The organism is Streptomyces sp. NPDC031049 (genome assembly GCF_055571015.1).
Window position 1 is genome coordinate 296,768 of the sequence record NZ_JBVIGC010000007.1, and the last position, 21,859, is coordinate 318,626.

Genomic DNA, 21,859 nt, shown 5'->3' on the forward strand with positions numbered 1-21,859 from the left:
CCCCGCCGGGACAGGCGGGTTGGCCGGGCCCGGCGCCCGACTGAATCCGGCGGGCCGGGATATCCGCAGGGTACGGGGGTCCGGGGCACACGACGCCCCGGACCCAGGACCTCCGGAGGAGAAGATGGCACTGGTGACCGCGGGCGTCGTGGTGCTCGACTGCGCCCGCCCCGAGGAACTCGCCGAGTTCTACAAGGGCCTGCTGGACGCCGAGGAGACGCACACGAGCGCCAACCGGGTCGAGATCAGCGGCGCCGGCGGCTTCCGCATGGCGTTCCGGCGCGATGTGAACGCCACCCCGCCGAGCTGGCCGCGGCCCGAGAACTCCCTCCAGGCCCACCTTGACTTCGTGGTGGACGACCTGGACGAGACCGAGCGCAAGGTCGTCGGGCTCGGCGGGCGGCCGATGGAGGCCAAGGAGGCCCTGGGGCCGTACGAGGAACGCAGCTACGCCGACCCCGCGGGCCACTCCTTCACGCTGCGCCTGAGCCCACCGACGAGTCCCAAGCAGGGCTGAGCCCGTGAGTCCCGAGCGGGGTGAGCCCGGTGAGTCCCGAGCGGGGCTGAGCCCGGCGCCGGGCGGTCCGACGGCAGGCCGCCGGACCGGACGCCGGGCCCGCCCGGTCAGTCCCGTCCGCTGGTCTCCTTGGTCGGCCAGACACCGGTCTGCCGCGCGATGGCCTTGGCGCCCGTGCGGTCGACGGCGCTGCGCACCACGGCGAAGATCGCGCCCTGCACCGCCGCGGCCAGCAGGATCTCCCCCCAGCCGCGGTCCGGGTCGAGCGCGTCGGGCGCGTCGTCCTCGTGCCGGAGCACCTTCCACGTCTTCTGGAAGGCCATGCCGGCCAGTGCGCCGCCCGCCCAGCCCAGCACGAAGCCGACCGGCTTGTAGGCCAGCGAGAGCTGCTTCTTCTTGGTCTTCTTGCCCACGAGGTTCTCCTTGGTCGGGGTCTGGTGAGTTCCGTTCGTCCTGTGCCGGTCCGGCTCTGCGCCGTTCTCCGTGGCGTCCGGCGTCCGGCGTCCGGCGTCCGCGGTCAGGGCCGGCCCGCCGCCGGGACCTCCTCGCCGGTGGGGACGGGACCCGGCGGCGTCCCGTCCCCGAACGGGCGGCCGCCCAGTTCCTGCCGGTGATGCGGGGTGAGCCAGCCGGACAGGTCGGGGCCCAGGGGCACGATCCGGGTCGGGTTGATGCCGGTGTGCACCTGGTAGTAGTGGCGCTTGATGTGGTCGAAGTCGACGGTGTCGCCGAATCCGGGCGTCTGGTACAGGTCCCGGGCGTAGGCCCACAGCACCGGGTTCTCCGCCAGCTTCCACCGGTTGCACTTGAAGTGGCCGTGGTAGACGGCGTCGAAGCGGACCAGGGTGGTGAACAGCCGGATGTCCGCCTCCGTGAGGGTGTCGCCGACCAGGTAGCGCTGCCGTTCCAGCCGGGGGGTGAGCAGCTCCAGCCGGCGGAACACCGCGGTGCACGCGGCCTCGTACTCCTCCTGGCCGGTGGCGAAGCCCGCCCGGTACACGCCGTTGTTGACGTCCTCGTAGACGCCGGCCATCACCTCGTCGATCTCGTCCCGCAGCGGCTCCGGGTAGAGGTCGGGGGCGCCCGCACGGTGCAGGGAGGTCCACTCGGTGGCCAGGTCCAGGGTGATCTGCTGGTAGTCGTTGGTGACCAGCTGCCCGCTGGGCACGTCCACCACCGCCGGGACGCTCACCCCGCCCGGGTAACCCGTCTCCCGTGCGTCGTACGCCTCGCTGAGGAAGCCGATGCCGAGCACCGGGTCACGGCCGTCCGGGTCGAGCGTGAACCGCCAGCTGCGGTCGTCCTGGACCGGGTCGGCGATCGCCAGGGACAACGCGTCCTCCAGCCCCAGCAGCCGACGCGAGACCAGTGCGCGGCTCGCCCAGGGGCAGGCCCGGCTGACCACCAGCCGGTACCGGCCGGGCTCCACCGGCCAGCCGTCCCGGCCGTCGGCGGTGATCCGGTCCGCGAAGTGGCTCTTCGACCGCTTGAAGGCCTTCCTGCCGTAGGCGCTGTTGCCGGGCCGATCGTCCTCGCCGCCGCTCATGTCCTCTCCTCCCTCGAGTGTCCGCCCGTGCGGGACGCCTTCCCCGTCCGGAGGCGTTCCCCGTCTGGACGCGTTCCCCGTTTCGGGCCGTCGGCACTGGTGGGCCACCCGCACAGGGGGTGTGAGCCCGGCGGGTGGCGGGCAGTCGGCGAGTCGTGAGCGGCACATCGACGGAAGAGAAGACGCATTCCCAGGGCGACGGAGACAGGCGCGGCGGGAAGGACCGCGAGGGGCGGAAGGCGGACCGCAGGACCCGGGTCACCGTGCTGGTCGCGCTGGCGGCCAACCTGGTGATCGCCACCGCCAAGGCGGTCGGCGGCCTGATGGCCTCCTCCCCGGCACTGCTGTCGGAGGCGGCCCACTCCGTGGCCGACAGCATGAACGAGGTGTTCCTGCTGGCCGCGCTGCGCCGCAGCCGCCGCCCCGCCGACCGGCGTCACCCGTTCGGCTACGGCAAGGAGCGGTACTTCTGGTCGCTGCTCGCGGCCGTGGGCATCTTCGTCATGGGCGGTTGCTTCTCGTTCTACCAGGGCGTCGAGGCGCTGCGTACGGGCGGCGAGGACGACCTCGGCGGATACGTGGCGGGCCTGATCGTGCTGGCCGTCGCCCTGCTCGCCGAGGGCGGCTCGCTGCTGCGGGCCCTGTACCAGGCGCGCCGGCAGGGCGGGACCGACGGCGGGCTGCGGGACCCGGCGCTGCGCACGGTCGTCGCCGAGGACGGCACCGCGGTGCTCGGCGTGACGCTCGCCATGGCCGGCATGGTGCTGCACATGGTCACCGGCCGGGTCGTCTACGAGGCCGTGGCCTCGCTCGGGATCGGCGCACTGCTCGTGTACGTGGCCTACCGGCTGGGCCGCGAGGCCCGCGACCAGCTGATCGGCGAGGCCGCCGACCCCGAGGCCAGCGGACGCATCCGGGCGCTGCTTCGGGCGCAGCCGGAGATCGACAGCGTCGAGGCGCTGTTCACCATGAAGACCGGCATCGACTCCGCCCTGGTCGCCGCCCGCGTCGACCTGGTGCCGGGCCTGGACAGCGAGCGCGTCGAGGAGGTCGCGGTCCGCATCAAGCGGTCCATCGCGCGCACCGTTCCCGAGGCGCAGCAGATCTTCCTCGACGTGACGGACCGGCCGGCCCGTGAGGCAGCCGAAAGCCCCGCCGCGACGGGGGAGCGCGGCGGGGCCTGACCCACGCGTGCCCGGTGTCCGCGGATTCATGCACCCACGGCCACACATTCCTCCGAGCGTGCGACAACGGGCCGCCGGACCCACGTCCGCCGGCCCCTGACCGCCCACGCGCCGGGAAGCTGCCCGGGCCGGTGCGGGTCCTGCCGTGCGATCGGATCAGATCCGGCGACCCGTGCGGCCGGGCCGGCGTCGGCATCGCGCCAGGTGCCGGCCGGGCCGTGCCGCGCGGGACCGATCATGCGCACGCCACCGAGCCGCATCCCGTCGGCGCGACGAGGCCGGGGCCGTCGGCGGGGCGAGGACGGTGCCGCGGCCGTACGGGGCGAGCGCGGCGGGGCGGGCGCAGCGGCCCGGCGTCGATCCTCGGCCAGTTCGCCGCCGCACCCGGTCTGGCCGAACTTCCCGTCGCCGGATAGGTGCCCAAGGCATCTAATGAAGACCGGCACGACGCACTCTTCGTCTGCGAGGTCTTCCATGCCGGACACGACGGACACAACAGACATGACGGACGCCGGCGGCGCGCACGTCACCGCCCCGCCCACGGCGCCCGTCGCCTTCCCCCAGGACCGCACCTGCCCCTACCACCCGCCCACCGGCTACGACCCGCTGCGCGCCGCCCGGCCGCTGACCCGTGTCACCCTCTACGACGGCCGCCCGGTCTGGATGGTCACCGGCCACGCCGCCGCGCGCAGGCTCCTGGCCGACCGGCGGCTGTCCACGGACCGCACCCACCCCGGCTTCCCCGTCACCGCCCCCCGCTTCGCCGGGGTGCGCGACCGCAGGGCCGCATTGCTGGGCGTCGACGACCCCGAGCACCACGCCCAGCGCAAGCTGGTCCTGCCCGAGTTCACCCTCAAACGGGCCGCCGCCCTGCGCCCGCGCATCCAGGAGATCGTGGACGGCCGCCTCGACGCGATGATCACGCAGGGCCCGCCCGCCGAACTGGTCTCCGCCTTCGCGCTGCCGGTGCCCTCCATGGTGATCTGCGCCCTGCTCGGCGTCCCCTACGCCGACCACGACTTCTTCGAGGAGCAGTCCCGCCGCCTGCTGCGCGGCGCGACCGCGGACGACGTCCAGGACGCCCGCGAGAAACTGGAGGCGTACCTCGGCGGGCTCGTCGACCGCAAGCGGCGCGAGCCCGGCACCGGCCTGCTGGACGACCTGGTCCGGCGGCCGGAGGGGGACGGCGCGGCCGGCCGCGCCGAACTCGTCTCCCTGGCGGTCATCCTGCTGGTCGCGGGACACGAGACGACCGCGAACATGATCTCGCTCGGCACCTACACCCTGCTGCGGCACCCCGAGCGGCTCGCCGAACTGCGCGCCGACCCGGGCCTGCTGCCCTCCGCGGTCGAGGAACTGATGCGGATGCTGTCCATCGCCGACGGCCTGCTCCGCCGGGCCACCGAGGACATCGAGGTGGACGGCCACACCATCCGGGCGGGCGACGGCGTCGTCTTCGCCACCTCCGTCATCAACCGGGACGCCGCGGTCTACCCCGACCCCGACACCCTCGACTGGCACCGCCCGGCCCGCCACCACGTCGCCTTCGGTTTCGGCATCCACCAGTGCCTCGGCCAGAACCTGGCCCGCGCCGAACTCGAGATCGCCCTGCGCACCCTCCTCGAGCGGCTGCCGACGCTGCGCCTGGCGGTCCCGTCCGAGGAGATCCCCTGCAAACCCGGCGACACGATCCAGGGGATGCTGGAACTCCCCGTGGCCTGGTAGGAGGCTCCGGACATGCGCATCGACATCGACAAGGACCTCTGCATCGGCGCCGGCCAGTGCGCCCTGACCGCGCCGGAGGTGTTCACCCAGGACGACGACGGCTACAGCACCGTGCTGCCCGGCCGGGAGGACGGCGGCGGCAGCCCGCTGCTCCGCGAGGCGGCCCGCGCCTGCCCGGTCTCCGCCATCACCGTGTCAGGGACGGTCTCCTGACCCACGGGCCCCGCGGCCGGTCGCGTCAGGGTTCGTTAGGGTTCCGGGATGACCGCAGCGGACCCGAAACCGTCCCGGAAGCCGTTCCTCTACGTCGTCGTGTGCGCCGCGGGCGCCGCCGCGGACGTCAGCAAACTGATCACGGCGGCGCAGGAACGCGACTGGGAGGTCGGGGTGATCGCCACCCCGACCGCGGCGGCGGACGGCTTCCTCGATCCGGCCGCCGTCGCCGCCCAGACCGGCCGCCCGGTCCGTGCCCGGCCCCGCCCGCCGGGCGAACCGCGCCCGTTCCCGCCACCGGACGCGGTGATCGTCGCGCCCGCCACCTTCAACACCGTCAACAAGTGGGCCGCCGGCCTCGCCGACAGCGTCGCCCTGGGCACCCTCTGCGAGGCCTGCGGCCTCGGCGTGCCCGTCGCCGTCCTGCCCTGCGTGGCCGACGCGCTCGCCGCCCACCCCGCCTACCGGGAGAGCCTCGCCCGGCTGCGCGGGATGGGCGTCCGCTTCGGCGAGCGGTACACCGGGGAGCCGGGGCCGGACGGGCGCCGCCCCGACTTCGACTGGGAGCGGGCCCTGGACCTGGTCGAACGGGCGGACGGGCAGGGCCAGGCACGTCCACGCACGTCCAGGCGCACCACGGGGGCACCCGCCGGGCGCCCCCGGGGCACCCGCTAGGCGCAGCCGACCGCCGGCCCGACCAGCATGCCTCCCGTGTACACCTCCTGGCCCCGCGGCATCCAGTAGCCCAGTTTCGAGACCACGGTCGAGCAGGACCGGCCGAGGGTCACGTCGACCCGGACCGTGGCCGGGCGGCCCGGCTGAAGGTCCGTCAGGGCGCAGTCCAGGGCGTGGCGCAACCGGTCCGTCGACGGGTGGCGGCCGACCAGCGGGTTGACGCACCGGGCGTCGTCCGTGGCCAGGGTCACGCCGGAGCCCTCCTCCCCGATGAGGCCGAACCGCGCGCTGCCGTCGCCCGCGTCGCTGTCGCGGTGCACCGTGTACGTGAGCGTGGTCGTGGCCCCGGGCCGCAGGGTGCGCCGGTCCACCTCGACGCGGTGGGTGGGCGCCGGCTTGGGAGTGGTCAGGGTGAGCGTGGTGCGGACGGTGCCGCGCAGGTCCACGCCCTCCGGCACGGAACGGGCGTGCACCGTGGCCGTGATCTCGTACGTCCCCGGGCCCGGGTGGACCGGGTCCGAGCCGGGCAGCGTCCCGGACGCGACCGTCCTGCCGTCCCGCCGCGCGGTCCAGGTGCCGGAGGTCAGACAGGCGTACCGGGTCCCGGTGCCGGGCCGCCGGCAGGTCGCCGGGGCCGACACCTCCATGCCGCGGGCGCCCGCCGAGGCGCACAGGTCGACCGCGGCCCGCTGCCCGTCCGTGCCGCGGAGGGTCCCGGCCGGCGCGCACAGCGTCGCCCGCGCCGGGGCGTCCGGCTCGGGCGCCGGCCGGGCCCACGCCGGTGTGATCAGGGCGAGGCACAGTGCGGCGGCACCGGCCAGGGTCGTCACTCGTCTCGGAGTCGTTCTCGCACGTGTCGGCACGCGTTCCTCCCGCGGACGTTCGCGGCCGGCCGGGCGCCGGCCGTCTGCGCCGAGGATGCGGCAGCCGCGCGGCACGCCCCCCGCTCCCACGCCGGTCGGTCACCTGGGGGCAGCAACGACCGTGCCGGTCGGGGACGAGGCGCCCTGGACGTGGAGCACACACCAACGCGTACGCTCCACCCGTAGTGATCCAGAAGGCGGGAGCAGCAACGATGCAGTACGTGAAGCTCGGTTCGACGGGCCTGGACGTGTCGCGGATCTGTCTGGGGTGCATGACCTACGGCCTGCCCGACCGCGGCAAGCACGAGTGGACGCTCGACGAGGAGGCCTCACGGCCCCTGATCCGCCAGGCGCTGGAGGCGGGCATCACCTTCTTCGACACCGCCAACGTCTACTCCGACGGCACCAGCGAGGAGATCGTCGGGCGCGCGCTCGCCGAGTACGCCCGCCGCGACGAGATCGTCCTGGCGACCAAGGTGCACGGCCGGATGCGGCCCGGCCCCAACGGCGGCGGCCTGTCCCGCAAGGCGATCATGACGGAGATCGATCACAGCCTGCGGCGGCTGGGCACCGACTACGTGGACCTGTACCAGATCCACCGCTGGGATGCGCACACGCCGATCGAGGAGACGATGGAGGCCCTGCACGACCTGGTCAGGGCCGGCAAGGTGCGCTACATCGGGGCCAGTTCGATGTACGCCTGGCAGTTCGCCAAGGCGCAGTACACCGCCGAGCTGCGCGGCTGGACCAGGTTCGTGTCCATGCAGAACCACTACAACCTGCTCTACCGCGAGGAGGAGCGCGAGATGCTGCCGCTCTGCGCGGACCAGGGCGTCGGCGTGCTGCCGTGGAGCCCGCTCGCCCGCGGCCGGCTCACCCGCGACTGGGGGACCACCACCGAGCGCAGCGCCACCGACGGCTTCGGCAGCACCCTCTACCAGGAGGGCGACCGGGCCATCGTCGAGGCGGTCACCCGCATCGCCGGCGAGCGCGGCGTCCCGCGCGCCCAGGTCGCCCTCGCCTGGCTGCTCCAGCGGGACACGGTGACCGCGCCCATCGTCGGCGCGTCCAGGCCGGGGCACCTCGACGACGCCGTGGCGGCCGTCGAACTCACCCTGACCGACAAGGAGATCGAGGAACTGGAGCGGCCCTACACCCCGCACCCGATCGCCGGCCACTGAGGGCCGCCCGGGCCGGGACGGGGGGCAGGGCCCCGTCGTCCCGGGCTCAGGGCCCCTTGCCGGGGGCCAGGGCGGTGACGGAGACCGACGACTCGTTGCCGCCCACGGGCACCTCGCCGGCCGTCCACGCGACCTTCAGGGGGTGGTGCTCGTCCGGCGGGGTGATCAGCAGCGCGGCCGGCTCGGCGGTGCGCGCCCCGCTGATCTGCGGACTCGCGAACGACAGCCCCGACCAGGCGCTGGCACCCGGCGTCAGCCGGACCGTCTGCGGTGACGCCGGGACGCGTTCCGGGTCGGGGCCCAGCTGCTCGCCGGAGGCGTCGACGAAGGCGGCGCCCGGATAGCCGTACAGCGTGCAGGTGCGGTCGGAGGTGTTGGTCAGCACGATCGGGAAGTTGCGCTGACCGGCGCCCGGGTCGACGCGGCCGACGGACGCGCGCAGTTCGGAGGTGTGGCAGCGGCCGTCGGTCCGGGCGGACGCCGAGGCGGACGCGGCCGTGTCGCCGGCGGTGGGAGAGGCCGTGTCAGCCGCGGTGGGAGAGCCCGTCGCGGCGGTGCCGGGCGACGTGCCGGGGGTACCGGCCGTGCGGTCGGCGCGGGTGGGCTGCGGGCTGCCGGTCGCGGCGCCCTCGCCGCCGCAGGCGGTGAGCGCGCCGAGCACCGCGACCGCGCCCACGAGCAGCACGGCCCGCCGCCCGGACCGGAACCACCCCGCCGCGGGACCGGTCCGTCCGGCGACCGCCCGCACCCACGGCGACCGCCCGGGTCCGGGCGGCAGGGGCTCGGGCCCCCCGGGGCCGGGCGGCACGGGCCCGACGGACGGCCACCGGCCGGGTCGGGACCGCCCGGGTCCGGACCGTCCGGGTCCGGACCGTCCGGGTTCCGGTGGCGCGAGTTCCGGCCCCCCGGATTCCGGCCGCCTGGGCCCGGACGCCACGGGTTCCGATCGTGCGGGCCGGACGGACGGTGGCCGCCCCGGTTCTGGTGGCGCGGGTTCCGACCGCGCGGGCCGGACGCACGGTGGCCGGCCGGGGCCGGGCGGGCCGGGTTCGGATCGCAGGGGCCGGGACGTCTTCGCCATCGCTTCTCCACTCCCGAGGAGGTCGGCCGCGTGCGGCACGGCCGCTTCCGCCCGCACCGCACGCCCTGAGGACCGGGTGTCCCGCGGCGCGGCCCGGGAAACCGGGGGTCACTCCTCGCCGAGGAGGGTCAGCTCGGCCCAGATGGTCTTGCCGTCGGCGGTGTGCCGGCTGCCCCAGCGCTGGGTGAGCTGGGCGACCAGCAGCAGTCCGCGCCCGCCCTCGTCCCACGTCTTGGCGCGGCGCAGATGCGGCGCCGTGTGACTGGTGTCGGACACCTCGCAGATCAGCGTGGACGCATCGTGGATCAGCCGCAGCCGGATGGGCGCCGTGCCGTACCGGATGGCGTTGGTGACCAGTTCGCTCACCACCAGCTCGGCGGTGAAGGACGCCTCCAGCAGCGCCCACTCGGCGAGTTGGTCCAGCACCTGCTTGCGGATCGGCGCGACCAGCGCCGGGTCGGCGGGGATGTCCCAGGTCGCGACCTGGGAGGCGGGCAGGCCCCGGGTCCGGGCCAGCAGCAGTGCCACGTCGTCCGTGGTGCCGCCCGGCGGGAGCAGGGCGTGCAGCACCCGGTCGCACGTCAGGTCCAGCGAGGCGGCGGCCGAGGCCAGGGTCCGCACCAGCAGGGAGTGGCCCGTGTCGGGGTCCCGGTCCCGGCCCGCCACCAGGCCGTCGGTGTAGAACGCCAGGACGCTGCCCTCCGCCAGCGCGATCTCGGCGGACTCGAACGGCAGCCCGCCCACGCCCAGCGGCGGGCCCGTGGGCAGGTCGACATGGTGCGCGGGCTCGCCGGGCGGCAGCACGACGGGCGGCGGATGACCGGCCCGTGCCATGGTGCACCGCCGGGACACCGGGTCGTACACCGCGTACAGACAGGTCGCGCCGACCTCGTCGGCACCGTTGCCGCCGGACTCCTCCGACAGGCGCACGACCAGGTCGTCGAGGTGGGTGAGCAGTTCGTCGGGGGCGAGGTCGATGTCGGCGAGCGTGCGGACGGCGGTGCGCAGCCGGCCCATGGTGGCCGAGGCGGTGATGCCGTGGCCGACGACGTCCCCGACCACCATGGCGACCCGCATCCCGGACAGCGGGATCACGTCGAACCAGTCGCCGCCGACCCCGGAGCGCGCCGCCGGCAGATATCGCGAGGCCGCCTCGACCGCGGCGGTGGGCGGCAGCGCCCGCGGCAGCAGGCTGCGCTGGAGGGTCAGCGTCGTCTCCCGCTCCCGCGAGTACCGGCGGGCGTTGTCGATGCAGACGGCGGCGCGCGCGGTGACCTCCTCGGCCAGCAGCACGTCGTCGTGGGTGAACGGCTCCGGGCGCCGGAAGCGGGTGAAGACCGCCACCCCGAGGGTGCTGCCGCGGGCCTGGAGCGGGACGGACATCGTGGAGTGGATGCCGTGCTCCTCGAGCCGCCGGAAGCCGACCTCGTCCCAGGTGCGCCACCGCTCGGTGTCCCCGGCGGGCACGGCGGCCACGACCGCGCCGCCCGTCACCAGTGACTCGGCCTGCGGGGAGCCGGCCGGATAGACGTCCACCTGCCCGGGTTCGGCCACCGCCTCCGGGCACCCCGGCGTGATCGACCGGTGCGCCGTGCGCCGCAGGCTCACCGGCGGGGCCGGCGCTCCGGCGCTCTCCCCGCCGTACTCCCGGGCGTCGAGCAGATCGACGCTGACGAAGTCGGCGAGCGCGGGCACGCACACCGCGGCCAGCTCCTGCGCCGTCCGGGTGACGTCGAGGGTGGTGCCGATGCGCACGCTGGCCTCGTTGACCAGGTTCAGCCGCTCCCGGGCGCGGTGCTGCTCGGTGAAGTCGTGGGCGGTCAGGCAGACACCGCGCACCCGGCCGTCGGGGGCGGTCAGCGGGGCGAGCCGGGCCAGCCAGGCGTGGGCGCCGCGCTCCTCGCCCGCGGCCTTCATGTACGTGTGCATGTCGTGGCCCCGCCCCGTGGCGAGGACGCGCCGCAGGTTGTCCTCGAGTTCCGCGTGCTGCGGGCGGCTGCCGATGTCGGTGGGCCGCAGCCCGTGCAGACGCTCGGCCGGCAGTTCCAGCAGCCGCGCCATGGCGTCGTTGACACCGTGCAGACGGAGCCGCTCGTCGAAGATCATCGTCGCGCAGGGGGACTGGGACAGCGCCGCCCGGACCAGCGGGTCGTCGGGGCGCCCGGACCCGTCGCGGTCGGGCGGGCTGACGGCGAGCCAGGTGCCCGGACCGCCGTCCGGCGCGGGCCGGCGGTGGGCGAGCACCCACGCGGAGACGGTGCGGCCGTCGCGGTGCCGCAGCGTGAGCGTGCCGCTCCAGCGGTTGTCGCGGGGCCCGAAGAACGCCAGGGCCGCCGGGTCGGCGAGCAGTTCGGCGGCGGGCCGGCCCACGATGTCGGACGCGGTGTGCCCGAGGAGCCGTCGCGCCGCCTCGTTCCACTCCAGCACGTCGCCGGTGGCGTCGATGACGGCCCGGGCCGGGGCGGCATCGTCGAACGGGTTGACCGGGCTCATCGTCGCCACTCCATCGCGCACACTCACCGTCAACAGGTGTGTCACTTGGGTACCAGCCTAGTGCGTCCGGCCGTGGCCGGGTGGCCGAACCCCGCGGTGACGCCACCGCCCGCGCGCCCGTCCCCGCGCCGGAACCGCCCCGCATCCGGCCGGCCGGCCGCGCGGAGCCGCCCGCCCGCGGACGAGGGAGAGGGCAATCAGTCCTGTCACGACCGTTGACGGGGTGTCATGCCTGCAACAAGCATATCCGTGTCCGATTCTTGGGAGCGCTCCCATGCACTCCCGTAACGGCTTCCGACGTCCCTTTGACCCCTCCGAGGAGCCCCGACGTGCGCAGACGCAGCACCGCTCTGCTCTCCCTGACCGCCCTGCTGGCCACCGCGCTCACCGCGCTGCCCGCCACCCCGGCCGGCGCCGACGAGACGGAGCAGGTCAGGAACGGCACCTTCGACAACGGCACCGAGTCCTGGTGGACGACCGCCAACGTCACCGCGGCCCCGGTCGACGGCCGGCTCTGCGCCGACGTGCCCGGCGGCACCGCGAACCGCTGGGACGTGATCGTCGGCCAGAACGACATCGCCCTCGTGGAGGGGGAGTCGTACCGGTTCTCCTTCACGGCGGACGGCACGCCCGCCGACCACGTGGTGCGGGCCCTGGTGGGCCTGGCCGCGGCGCCGTACGACACCTACTACGAGGTCAGCCCGCAGCTCAGCGTCTCCGGCAACACCTACACGTACACCTTCACCGCACCCGCCGACACCGCCCAGGGCCAGGTCGCCTTCCAGCTCGGCGGCAGCGCGGACGCCTGGCGCTTCTGCGTGGACGACGTGTCCCTGCTGGGCGGGGTGGCGCCGGAGCCGTACGAGCCGGACACCGGCCCCCGGGTCCGCGTCAACCAGGTCGCCTACCTGCCCTCCGGCCCCAAGAACGCCACCCTGGTCACCGACGCCACCGAGCGGCTGCCCTGGCGGCTGAAGAACGCGGACGGCCGTGTGGTCGCCCGCGGCTGGAGCGAGCCGCGCGGGGTGGACGCCTCCTCCGGGCAGAACGTCCACTCGATCGACTTCGGCCGCCACACCCGGCGCGGCGAGGGCTACACCCTGGTGGCCGACGGCGAGACCAGCCGCCCCTTCGCCATCGGCACGCGCGCCTACGACCGGCTGCGCACCGACGCCGCGAAGTTCTACTACACGCAGCGCAGCGGCGTCGCCATCCGGGACGACCTGCGCCCGGGCTACGGCCGTGCCGCCGGCCACGTGGGCGTGGCGCCCAACCAGGGCGACACCGACGTGCCGTGCCAGCCGGGCGTGTGCGACCACCGCCTCGACGTCTCCGGTGGCTGGTACGACGCCGGCGACCACGGCAAGTACGTCGTCAACGGCGGCATCTCCGTGTGGGAGCTGCTGAGCACCTACGAGCGCGCCCTGCACGCGCGGACCGGCGACCGGGCCGCCTTCCGCGACGGCACGCTCGACATCCCGGAGAGCGGCAACAAGGTGCCCGACCTGCTCGACGAGGTCCGCTGGGAGCTGGACTTCCTGCTGAAGATGCAGGTCCCGCAGGGCGAGCCGCTGGCGGGCATGGCGCACCACAAGATCCACGACGAGGCGTGGACCGGCCTGCCCCTGATGCCCGCCGACGACCCGCAGAAGCGCGAACTGCACCCGCCGACCACCGCGGCCACCCTGAACCTGGCGGCCACCGCCGCCCAGGCGGCCCGGCTGTACAAGCCGTACGACCGCGACTTCGCCCGGCGCGCCCTCGCCGCCGCGCGCACGGCGTGGGAGGCGGCGCTCGCCCACCCCGAGGTGTACGCCGACGAGAACGACGGCATCGGCGGCGGGGCCTACCCCGACCGGGACGTGCGGGACGAGTTCTACTGGGCGGCGGCCGAGCTGTACCTGACCACCGGGGAGCGGGAGTTCCGGGACCACGTGCTCTCCTCGCCGGTGCACACCGCCGACATCTTCGGCCCGCTCGGCTTCGACTGGGCCCGCACCGCCGCGGCGGCCCGGCTCGACCTGGCGACGGTGCCCAGCCGGCTGCCCGGCCGGGGCGAGGTGCGCCGCTCGGTGGTCGAGGGCGCCGACCGCTATCTGGCCACGCTGAAGGCGCACCCGTACGGCATGCCGTACGCCCCCGAGGACAACAGGTACGACTGGGGCTCCACCCACCAGGTCCTCAACAACGCCGTCGTCATCGCCACCGCCTACGACATCACGGGCGCGTCGAAGTACCGTGACGCAGCGGTGCAGAGCATGGACTACGTCCTGGGCCGCAACGCGCTGAACATCTCCTACGTCACCGGCTACGGCGAGGTCCACGCGCGCAACCAGCACAGCCGCTGGTACGCCAGGCAGCTCGACCCGGCGCTGCCCCAGCCGCCGGACGGCTCGCTCTCGGGCGGCCCGAACTCCTCCATCCAGGACCCCGTCGCCCAGGAGAAGCTCCAGGGCTGCGTGGCGCAGTTCTGCTACCTCGACGACATCCAGTCCTGGTCGACCAACGAGATCACCATCAACTGGAACGCGGCCCTGGTGCGGATGGCGGCCTTCGTCGCCGACCAGAGTTGACCGACCACTCGTTCGACGCCTTCGCGGTACCGTTCGATTCCGTATCTGACCTGGGGATATTTACGGGTCAGTACCCGAGCGGTACCGTGGGGGCATGCCAGCCCTGAACGTGGAGTTCAGCGACCGCGAGCTCGAGGACCTGCGGCAGATAGCCAAGGAACGCGGTACGTCGATGAAGGCCCTCGTGCGCGAGGCCGCCGCCGCCGACATCGCCAGGCACCGGGCACTGCAAGAGGGCGCGGAGGCGTTCCGTCGCTTCTTCCGGACGCACGCCGACGAGTTCGCGGCCGCCTTCCCCGACGACGAACCGCCCGGCCGGGGCGAGGGGCGGGCGGCCTGACCCATGGCGCCGGTCGTTCACATCGACGTTCCCTGGCTGTTGCAGCGCCACGAGGAGGTGCTGCCGGACCAGCCGACGGTCAACGACTTCTCCGCCCTGGTCGCCGCCGTCGCCCGGCACCGCGTCGACCCGCCCCGGCTCGGTGTGGACTCCGACCCCGCCTGGCGGGCCGCCGCGCTGCTGCACACGCTCGCCGTGCTCAAGCCCCTGCCCTCGGCCAACGCCCGCTTCGCCTGTGCGACGGCGGTGGCGTACATGTTCGTCAGCGGCGTCGGCATCGACCCGCCCTACGGCGCGCTGGTCGACCTCGCCCGCGATCTGATGTCCGGCAAGGCCGACGTCTACGGCGCGGCCGACCGGCTGCGCTCCTGGCAGATCTGAGCCGGGGGCGCCGGGGCCCCTTTCCCGCTGGGTTGCGGAAAAGGATTCTGACTTTCTTTCAATGGTCTGGGCCGCTGGCGCAAGTTCTCCGTGCGCCTTGTTGACCATGAGGGTTTGTGCGAGAGTGAGGCACCCGTGCGGGGGGTAATGGCCGGGTGTCGCACGCGCCTTGGAGAACCGGGGCCGAATCTCCGGCGGTGAATTCCTGCTCCCCGTGCAGCGTCCCAAAAGGTATGCACCAATCCGGGCTCCTTTTCGGACGGAGAACATGTGTGCAACGCGCGCGTGGGAAGGAACCGTCTCAGTGCCCACCCCCCACCCCCCTCGACCGCTCCACCCTCCCTCCGGCGGTGATCCTGGAGAGTCCGACGAGGCCCTCGCCGCCCGGCTGCGGGGCCGCCCCGAGAGCGAGGCCGCCGAAGCCGTCGCCCTGCTGACCGCCCGGCACTGGCAGCCGGCCCACGACTACGCGGCCGTGTGCCTCGCCTCCTCGGCGAGCGCCGCCGCCATGGTCACCGCCGCCGCCTTCCACCGGGTCCTGGGCCGGCTCGCCGAGGGCGAGTCGGCCACCGCACTGCGCCCCCGGCTGCTGGTGGCCGTGCGGGACACGGTCCGCCAGTGGTCCGCCGACGACAGAATGACCGCCGCCGTTCCCGAACTGCTGAAACCGGCGGGCGGCCGGGGCATGCGGGCCGCGAAGTCGCTGATACCGGAAAACCGCACACTGGCCGCGCGGGCATTCGCCTCCCTTCCGGCGCCCTCCCGCTGTCTGCTGTGGCACACCGAGGTCGAGGCCGAACCGATATCCGTGCCGGCCGGACTGCTCGGCATGGACCTCGACACGGCCTCGGCCACTCTCGGACAGGCCCGGGACACATTCCGCGACGGCTGTGTACACGCCCATCAGCAACTCGCCCCGACGCAGGACTGCCGCTTCTACAACCGGCTCCTGGACGTCCCCATTCGCCGGGGCGGCGAATTGCTGCCGGACGTCAAGGACCATCTCGCCCAGTGCCGGCACTGCCGGCACGCGGCCGAACAGCTGAGCCATTTCAGCGGCGGGCTCGGGACCCTGCTCGCCGAGGCGGTGCTCGGCTGGGGCGCCCGCCGCTATCTCGACTCCCGCCCGGGACGCACGGCCTCCCGCTCCGGCGCCCAGGGCTCCGCCCGGCACCGCGCCCGGCCGACCGGGTTGCTGGCGCGGTTCCCCGTGGCGGCGCGCCGTGGTCCCGGCGGCCGCGGCGGTCCGGTCCGCCCCTGGTCCGCCCGCTCGATGCTCAGGGGTGTCGGCGCGGCCTCGGCCGGCGTCCTGGTGACGATGCTCGTGGTGAGCGTGTGGTCCTACGACGGCAGCGGCGCCGACCCGGCCGCCTCCACCAGCGCCGCCGACCGCGACGGCGCACCCGGCGCCACCACCACCCCGGCACCGCCGGCCGCCGTACCGCCCACCGCGGCCGGCCAGGCCCGGCTGCGCAACGTCGACGCCGGGCTCTGCCTCGACGTGCGCGGCGAGCCGCGCGCCGGGGCGGGGGCCCGGCTGGCGGAGTGCTCCGAGACCTGGACCCAGCAGTGGACGTACGAGGACGACGGGCGGCTGCGCAGCGTGGCCGACCCGGGGCTGTGCCTGGACTCGCACGCCGATGCGGGCGTCGTCATCCTCGGTACCTGCGCCGACGAGGGCACCGAGCGCGGCGACGACGTGCGGTACGACCGGACCGTGCGGGGCGAACTGCTGCCCCGCTGGCAGGAGCAGCTCGCCCTGACCAGCACCACCGGAGCGCCGGAGGCCGATGTGGTGGTCAAGGTCCGGGACGGCACCGAGGCGCAGCGCTGGCGGACCGAGCCGGTGACCGACGGGTCGCTGTCGATCGCCGGGTCGAGCGCCCCGGCCGCCCGGCCCGTGCCCGTCTCGGGCGGCTGACGGCCTCAAGGGCCGGCCGGCACCGGCGGGGCCGGAGCCGGTGCCCGCCGGCGCAGGTCAGCCGTTCACCACGTCCCGGGGCGGCTCGCCCGCGAGGAACGACGAGACGTTCTGGACCGCGGCCAGGGCGATGCGGACCACCGTCTCGCGGGTGACCCCGCCGACATGCGGCGACAGCACCACGTTCGGGGCCTTCAGCAGGCGCAGCGCCGGGGTGGGCGGCTCGGGGTCGAAGACGTCGATGCCCGCCCCGGCCAGGGCGCCCCGTTCCAGCGCGTCCGCCAGGGCGTCCTGGTCGATCAGCGCGCCCCGCGCGGTGTTGACCACGAACGCCGTCGGCTTCAGCAGCGCCAGCCGCCCGGCGTCGAGCAGATGCCGCGTCTCGTCGGTGAGCGGGGTGTGCAGGGTGACGTAGTCCGCGGTGCGCAGCAGCTCCTCCAGCGGGACGTGCCGGGCGCCCCCGAGCCGCTGTTCCGTCCCGGGGGCCGCCCGGTGCCGCCCGGCGTAGACGACGGTCATGTCGAACGCCGCGGCGCGCCGGGCGACCTGCTGCCCGATCCGGCCCAGGCCCACGACGCCGAGCGTCTTGCCGGACAGCTCGGTCAGCGAGCCCTGGAGCCGGGGGAGCGCCCAGTCGGCCTCGGTGAGCGCCCGATGGGCCGGGAGGAGCTGCTTGGCCAGGGCCAGCATCAGCGCGAAGGTCTGCTCGGCCACGTTCTGCGCCTCGGCGCCGCTGGACCCGATCGTGCACACCGGTATGCCGCGTGCGCGGGCCGCCTCCGTGTCGACGTAGTCGAAGCCGTGGCTGGCGCACTGCACCAGCTCCAGGCGTGCGGCGGCGGCGAGATGAGCGGCCGTCAGCGGGGCGAGCGCGGTGACGACCACGTGTGCCTCGCGCAGGGCGGCCGGGTCCTCGTCGGCCGCCTCGACGACGGTGACCCGGGTCCCGCCGGGAAAGAGGCCCGCCAGCCCGGCGCCGGCCCTGCGGCCGCCGACGTGGGGCGAGACGACGGCGAGCACGTTCTTCGCCTCGGTCATGGCGGTCTCCTCGTCGGCCGGGACGCCGTCGACTCCGCTCATGCCGGGTCCTCCACCAGGTCGGCGCGGCCGGGCGTGGCCGGTGTGGCGTGCCCGGACAGGGCGAGCGTGAGGTCGAGTTCGGCGAGCAGGCACCGGATCACGTGCTCGACCCCGGCCTGCCCGTCGAGGCCGAGTCCGTAGACGTAGGGCCGGCCGAGCAGCACCGCCCGCGCCCCCAGCGCGAGTGCCTTGAACACGTCGTCACCGGTGCGTACGCCGCTGTCGAACAGGACGGTGAGCCGGTCACCGACCGCGTCCGCCACGCGCGGCAGGGCGTCGGCCGCGGCCACGGAACCGGCCACCTGCCGGCCGCCGTGGTTGGAGACCACCACGCCGTCCATCCCGGCGTCGGCGGCGAGCCGGGCGTCGTCCGGGTGCAGCACGCCCTTGAGGACGATCGGGCCGTCCCAGTTCTCGCGCAGGAACGCCAGATCCGGCCAGGTCTTGCCCGGGTCGGAGAACATCCCGACGAAGTGCATCACCGCCGCGTCCGGGTCCTCGTGCACCGGCTTGGCCAGACCCGCCCGGAACGCCGGGTCGGTGAAGTAGTTGGCGGTGCCGACGCCGCGCAGGAACGGCAGGTAGGCCTGGTCCAGGTCGCGCGGGCGCCAGGACAGCAGCGGGGTGTCCAGGGTGACGAACAGCGCGGTGAACCCGGCGGCCTTCGCCCGGTCCAGGAAACTGCGGGCCACCTCCCGGTCCTTCGGCCAGTACAGCTGGAACCAGCGCTCACCGTCGCCCATCGCCTCCGCCACCTGCTCCATGGGCGTGCTCGAGGCGGAGGACAGGATGTACGGCACACCCTGCGCGGCGGCGGCCCGGGCGGCGGCCGGCTCGGCGTCCGGATGCATGATGGACAGCACCCCGACCGGGGCCAGCGCCAGCGGGGCGGGCAGGGCACGGCCCAGCACCTCGGCCGACAGGTCCCGCTCGTGCACGTCGCGCAGCATCCGCGGCACGATCCTGCGCCGTGCCAGCGCCGCCCGGTTGGCGCGGGCGGTGCTGCCGTCACCGGCGCCGCCCGCGACGTAGCCGACGGGCCCGGGGCCGAGCCGCTGCTCGGCGAGCTGCTCCAGGCGGGTCAGATCGGTGGGCAGCCGTGGCACGGCACCCGTCATCCCGTTCAGGTAGATCTCGTACTGGAAGTCGGCCCAGTGCTTCGCCATCCGCACGCTCCGCCTCTCGTCGTCGAGTTCGCGTCGCCCCGACCATACTCGCGAGTAAGCAAGCGGAATGTTTCAGGCCTATTGCGGAACGCGTCAATCGCGCCATCCGGCCACCCGGAGCGATCAAGAGTCGGGTGGATACGGCGTTGAAACGTTCGTATTCCGTAACTTCACGCCACTGATTCAATACGCAAGGTTACTGAAACGCGGGGGGTCGAGGTGTGTTTCGGCGGCGGACTCGGCAGACTCGCGCTCGCCGTCCCCGGCACCGACCGAGCCGGGCCGGCACACCCTCGAACGGACAGCGGAAGGATGCACACAATGCGGAACACCGCGCGCTGGGCGACCACCCTCGGCCTCGCGATCACCACCACCTGCGGCCCCCTCGCGGGCGCCGCGCTCGCTGGCCCGGACAACGCCCCCGCGTCGCTCTACGCCCCCTCGGCCCTGGTGCTCACCGTGGGCCACGGCGAGAACGCGGCGCTGGCCACCCCGATGCGCGCCGTCACCCTCAGCTGCGCCCCGACGCCCTCCGGCACCCACCCGGACCCCGAGCAGGCCTGCGCCGAACTGCGCGGCGCCGAGGCCGACCTGCACGCCCTGACGGCCACGGACGACGTGATGTGCACCAAGGAGTACGACCCCGTCGTCGTCACCGTCGAGGGCGTCTGGGAGGGCCGCCGCATCGCCGACGAGCGCACCTTCGGCAACCCCTGCGTGAAGAACGCCCACAGCGCGAGCGTCTTCACGTTCTGAGACCGGGACCGCACCCGTGTCCGCGGCGTGACCGGCGGCTCGCTGCTGGGGAGTGCGAGCGCTGCCGCGGAGGGTCTGCGGTCCCGCACCGGGGGGGGGGGGGGGGGGGGGGGGGGGCGCCCCCCCCCCCCCCCCCCCCCCCCCCCCCCCCCCCCCCCCCCCCGGGCCCGCCGGCATCACGGGCCCGCCGGGGACCTGGATGCGCGCCGCCGGGACGCCGTCACTCCTGAGCGGTCCGGTCCGGGCGAGGGGTCCGGGCACGGTGGCTGGTGTCGCACCAGGGATAGCGGCGACTGCGCCGGCAGGTGCACAACGCGACCCGGAAGCGGTCGGACGACACCGTCGTGCCGTCCTCCAGCTCGACCTCCACCGGGCCCTCCACCAGGATCGGGCCCCGGCGCTGGACGGTGATCCGGCGTGGGCAGTCAGACGGGGAGTTCGGCACGGACGACCACCAGCTCCTCGTTGTTCTCGGTGGCGGACAGCAGACCCCGGCGGCGCAGCCAGCCCTCCCGGCCGCGGACCACCGGGCCGAAGGCGATCCGCCGGCGCCGGACGACGGCGGCCTTCAGACCGCCGGCCCGCAGGTGCCCGACCGTCCGCTCCGGATCGGCCAGCGCGGACTGCACGAGCAGCAGCACACCGCCCGGCCGCAGCAGTCCCGGCACCTCGTCGCCGATCCGGTCCAGCAGCAGCCGCCCGTCGTGGCCCGCGTCCCAGGCCCGGGCCGCCCCTCGCGGACGGCGGCCGCCCCGGGGCGCCGGCACGTACGGCGGGTTGGCCAGGACCAGGTCGAAGGTCTCACCCCGTACCGGATCGAACAGGTTCCCGCGCCGCACACGCAGTGGCAGCCCGGACCGGGCGGCGTTGAGCCGGGCGGTGACGACCGCCCGCCAGGACACGTCGACCGCGGTCACCCGGGCGCCCCGCCGCGCCGCCGCCAGGGCCAGCGCACCGGTCCCGGTGCCCACGTCGAGGACGGCCGCACCGGCCGGCAAGGACTCGTCGGACAGGGCACCGGCCAGCAGCTCGGTGTCCTCCTGCGGGGCGTAGACGCCCGGTGGTACCAACGGATTCACGGCACCCAAGTACCCCACCTGGCGAAATCAACCCTGGTCAGAACGGTGCGCCGGCCGGCTCCGGCAGCGGGGCGCGCAGCGTCGGCCGGCCCGAGCGCCAGGCGTCCACCAGCCGGGCGCCGAAGCGGTCCTCGACGAAGCCGGTGGCGTCGATGCCGAACACGACGTCCGGCGCGAGGTGCGGCTCCTGTTCCAGCAGGCCCCCGATCACCTCGTGGCGCACCACCTGCTCGTGCACCGCGTCGGCCTCGACGTGCTCGTCGTAGAAGTGCTCGGCGGCCGCTCCGGCCCCCGTGCGGCGCATCGCCTCGGCGAGCCTGCGGGAGCCCGGCGACGAGGTGATCTCCACCGCGGCGAAGTGGCCCACCAGCGCCCCGCGCAGGCGGCGGTGCAGCCCGAACAGCGACATCAGGTTCACCGTGGCCAGGCACTCCGCGCCGGTCGCGTCGAGGTACCGCCCGTAGGCGGTGTCCAGCCCCAGATCGGTCATCAGATCGGCGAACAGCCGGGCGTGCACCCGGTCGGCACGGCCGCCGCCGTACTCGTCGAACTCCACCGCCGCCATCCCCGCCTTGGCCCGGCCCCACAGCCGCGGCAGCACCCAGGCGTGCGGGTCGGCCTCCTTCAGGTGGTACAGCGAACGCTGGGCGGCGTACTCCCGCAGCTGCCACAGCTGGCCCTCGTCGCGCAGGAAGTGGGACACACCGGTTCCGTCGGCCGGCTCCACCAGCAGCTCACCGATCGCGTCGTCCACCGTGCCGTGGACCGGCACGTCGGCGCGGAGCGCGGACAGGAAGCGGTCCTCCAGCGCCGCCCGGGTGCGCAGCAGACCGGGGTCCCACTCCAGGCCCGGGTCGACCCCGGCGAAGCCCCGGTAGTGCATCTCGTAGCACACGTAGAGGGCGAGCTGGAGATCGTCGCCGTAGGGGGACGCGGCGGCGACGGCGTCGGGGGCGGGCAGCGGGCCGGCGCCCCGCAGATGGTCGCCGACGGCCGCGGAGAGCGGGCCCCGGGCCGTCGGCAGCTGTGGTTCTTCGTGGTTGTGGTCCTGGTGCGTCATGCCGGGCGGGTACCCGGGCCGGGCG

The 21,859-nt window shown here is 74.6% G+C and carries 21 protein-coding genes; 11 read left to right on the forward strand and 10 right to left on the reverse strand.

Annotated elements, in window-relative coordinates; genetic code table 11:
* Positions 1-124 precede the first annotated feature (124 nt).
* Positions 125-517, forward strand: a complete 393-nt coding sequence (locus tag ACZ45Q_RS15000; RefSeq protein ID WP_468260208.1) for a VOC family protein — start codon at positions 125-127, stop codon at positions 515-517.
* 107 nt (positions 518-624) lie between these two features.
* Here ACZ45Q_RS15000 and ACZ45Q_RS15005 read toward each other — a convergent pair whose 3' ends face one another.
* A complete protein-coding gene (locus tag ACZ45Q_RS15005) occupies positions 625-930 on the reverse strand; it encodes a DUF4235 domain-containing protein (RefSeq protein WP_468260210.1) in 306 nt (101 codons plus the stop codon).
* A gap of 104 nt (positions 931-1,034) precedes the next feature.
* Positions 1,035-2,063 (reverse strand): glutathione S-transferase family protein, encoded by a 1,029-nt coding sequence (locus ACZ45Q_RS15010; protein ID WP_468260213.1) that lies wholly within the window; start codon positions 2,061-2,063, stop codon positions 1,035-1,037.
* A 263-nt stretch (positions 2,064-2,326) separates the two neighbouring features.
* Here ACZ45Q_RS15010 and ACZ45Q_RS15015 point away from each other — a divergent pair, with 263 nt between their 5' ends.
* From ACZ45Q_RS15015 to ACZ45Q_RS15030, 4 genes are all read left to right on the forward strand, one after another.
* Positions 2,327-3,247 (forward strand): cation diffusion facilitator family transporter, encoded by a 921-nt coding sequence (locus ACZ45Q_RS15015; RefSeq protein ID WP_468260380.1) that lies wholly within the window; start codon positions 2,327-2,329, stop codon positions 3,245-3,247.
* A gap of 501 nt (positions 3,248-3,748) precedes the next feature.
* On the forward strand, positions 3,749-4,972 hold the full coding sequence (locus ACZ45Q_RS15020; RefSeq protein ID WP_468260215.1) for a cytochrome P450: 1,224 nt from the start codon (positions 3,749-3,751) through the stop codon (positions 4,970-4,972).
* Positions 4,973-4,984: 12 nt separating this feature from the next.
* The gene (locus tag ACZ45Q_RS15025; RefSeq protein ID WP_468260217.1) at positions 4,985-5,185 is read left to right on the forward strand and encodes a ferredoxin; all 201 of its coding nucleotides are present in this window, start codon (positions 4,985-4,987) and stop codon (positions 5,183-5,185) included.
* 48 nt (positions 5,186-5,233) lie between these two features.
* The gene (locus ACZ45Q_RS15030) at positions 5,234-5,860 is read left to right on the forward strand and encodes a flavoprotein (protein WP_468260220.1); all 627 of its coding nucleotides are present in this window, start codon (positions 5,234-5,236) and stop codon (positions 5,858-5,860) included.
* Here ACZ45Q_RS15030 and ACZ45Q_RS15035 read toward each other — a convergent pair.
* Positions 5,857-6,690, reverse strand: coding sequence for a hypothetical protein (locus tag ACZ45Q_RS15035; protein ID WP_468260223.1), 834 nt, complete (start codon positions 6,688-6,690; stop codon positions 5,857-5,859). The genes ACZ45Q_RS15030 and ACZ45Q_RS15035 overlap by 4 nt on opposite strands.
* Before the next feature lie 245 nt (positions 6,691-6,935).
* Between ACZ45Q_RS15035 and ACZ45Q_RS15040 the strand changes: the two genes are divergently transcribed.
* Positions 6,936-7,904: an aldo/keto reductase gene (locus tag ACZ45Q_RS15040; protein WP_468260225.1), complete on the forward strand. Its 969-nt coding sequence runs from the start codon at positions 6,936-6,938 to the stop codon at positions 7,902-7,904.
* A 46-nt stretch (positions 7,905-7,950) separates the two neighbouring features.
* Here ACZ45Q_RS15040 and ACZ45Q_RS15045 read toward each other — a convergent pair whose 3' ends face one another.
* Together ACZ45Q_RS15045 and ACZ45Q_RS15050 are read right to left on the reverse strand one after the other, a co-directional pair.
* Positions 7,951-8,589, reverse strand: coding sequence for a DUF4232 domain-containing protein (locus ACZ45Q_RS15045; RefSeq protein WP_468260228.1), 639 nt, complete (start codon positions 8,587-8,589; stop codon positions 7,951-7,953).
* Between the two features lie 504 nt (positions 8,590-9,093).
* On the reverse strand, positions 9,094-11,478 hold the full coding sequence (locus ACZ45Q_RS15050; RefSeq protein ID WP_468260231.1) for a SpoIIE family protein phosphatase: 2,385 nt from the start codon (positions 11,476-11,478) through the stop codon (positions 9,094-9,096).
* A gap of 329 nt (positions 11,479-11,807) precedes the next feature.
* On the opposite strand from ACZ45Q_RS15050, the gene ACZ45Q_RS15055 reads away from it, so the two are divergent.
* The 4 genes from ACZ45Q_RS15055 (at position 11,808) to ACZ45Q_RS15070 (ending at position 16,693) form a co-directional block, all read left to right on the forward strand.
* Positions 11,808-14,051, forward strand: coding sequence for a glycoside hydrolase family 9 protein (locus ACZ45Q_RS15055; protein ID WP_468260234.1), 2,244 nt, complete (start codon positions 11,808-11,810; stop codon positions 14,049-14,051).
* Positions 14,052-14,145: 94 nt separating this feature from the next.
* On the forward strand, positions 14,146-14,391 hold the full coding sequence (locus tag ACZ45Q_RS15060; protein WP_468260236.1) for a hypothetical protein: 246 nt from the start codon (positions 14,146-14,148) through the stop codon (positions 14,389-14,391).
* Positions 14,392-14,394: 3 nt separating this feature from the next.
* Entirely contained in the window at positions 14,395-14,772 is a 378-nt protein-coding gene (locus tag ACZ45Q_RS15065; RefSeq protein ID WP_468260239.1) for a toxin Doc, read from the forward strand.
* Between the two features lie 304 nt (positions 14,773-15,076).
* A complete protein-coding gene (locus ACZ45Q_RS15070) occupies positions 15,077-16,693 on the forward strand; it encodes an RICIN domain-containing protein (protein WP_468260242.1) in 1,617 nt (538 codons plus the stop codon).
* A 57-nt stretch (positions 16,694-16,750) separates the two neighbouring features.
* On the opposite strand, the gene ACZ45Q_RS15075 is transcribed toward ACZ45Q_RS15070, so the two are convergent.
* Positions 16,751-17,731 (reverse strand): 2-hydroxyacid dehydrogenase, encoded by a 981-nt coding sequence (locus ACZ45Q_RS15075; protein WP_468260383.1) that lies wholly within the window; start codon positions 17,729-17,731, stop codon positions 16,751-16,753.
* 38 nt (positions 17,732-17,769) lie between these two features.
* Positions 17,770-18,939 carry a lactate 2-monooxygenase gene (locus ACZ45Q_RS15080; RefSeq protein ID WP_468260245.1) on the reverse strand — a complete coding sequence of 390 codons (1,170 nt, stop codon included), beginning with the start codon at positions 18,937-18,939 and terminating at the stop codon, positions 17,770-17,772.
* Between the two features lie 321 nt (positions 18,940-19,260).
* Between ACZ45Q_RS15080 and ACZ45Q_RS15085 the strand changes: the two genes are divergently transcribed.
* The gene (locus tag ACZ45Q_RS15085; protein WP_468260248.1) at positions 19,261-19,695 is read left to right on the forward strand and encodes a subtilase-type protease inhibitor; all 435 of its coding nucleotides are present in this window, start codon (positions 19,261-19,263) and stop codon (positions 19,693-19,695) included.
* A 220-nt stretch (positions 19,696-19,915) separates the two neighbouring features.
* Here the strand turns inward: ACZ45Q_RS15085 and ACZ45Q_RS15090 are convergent, their stop codons facing one another.
* From ACZ45Q_RS15090 to ACZ45Q_RS15100, 3 genes are read right to left on the reverse strand one after another with little or no spacing between them, the layout of a single operon-like run.
* On the reverse strand, positions 19,916-20,140 hold the full coding sequence (locus ACZ45Q_RS15090) for a CDGSH iron-sulfur domain-containing protein (protein ID WP_468260251.1): 225 nt from the start codon (positions 20,138-20,140) through the stop codon (positions 19,916-19,918).
* Positions 20,121-20,783: a HemK2/MTQ2 family protein methyltransferase gene (locus ACZ45Q_RS15095; protein ID WP_468260254.1), complete on the reverse strand. Its 663-nt coding sequence runs from the start codon at positions 20,781-20,783 to the stop codon at positions 20,121-20,123. The genes ACZ45Q_RS15090 and ACZ45Q_RS15095 overlap by 20 nt, the downstream gene beginning before the upstream one ends.
* Before the next feature lie 28 nt (positions 20,784-20,811).
* Complete coding sequence (locus ACZ45Q_RS15100) at positions 20,812-21,834, reverse strand: iron-containing redox enzyme family protein (RefSeq protein WP_468260257.1); 1,023 nt, start codon at positions 21,832-21,834, stop codon at positions 20,812-20,814.
* Positions 21,835-21,859: the final 25 nt, after the last annotated feature.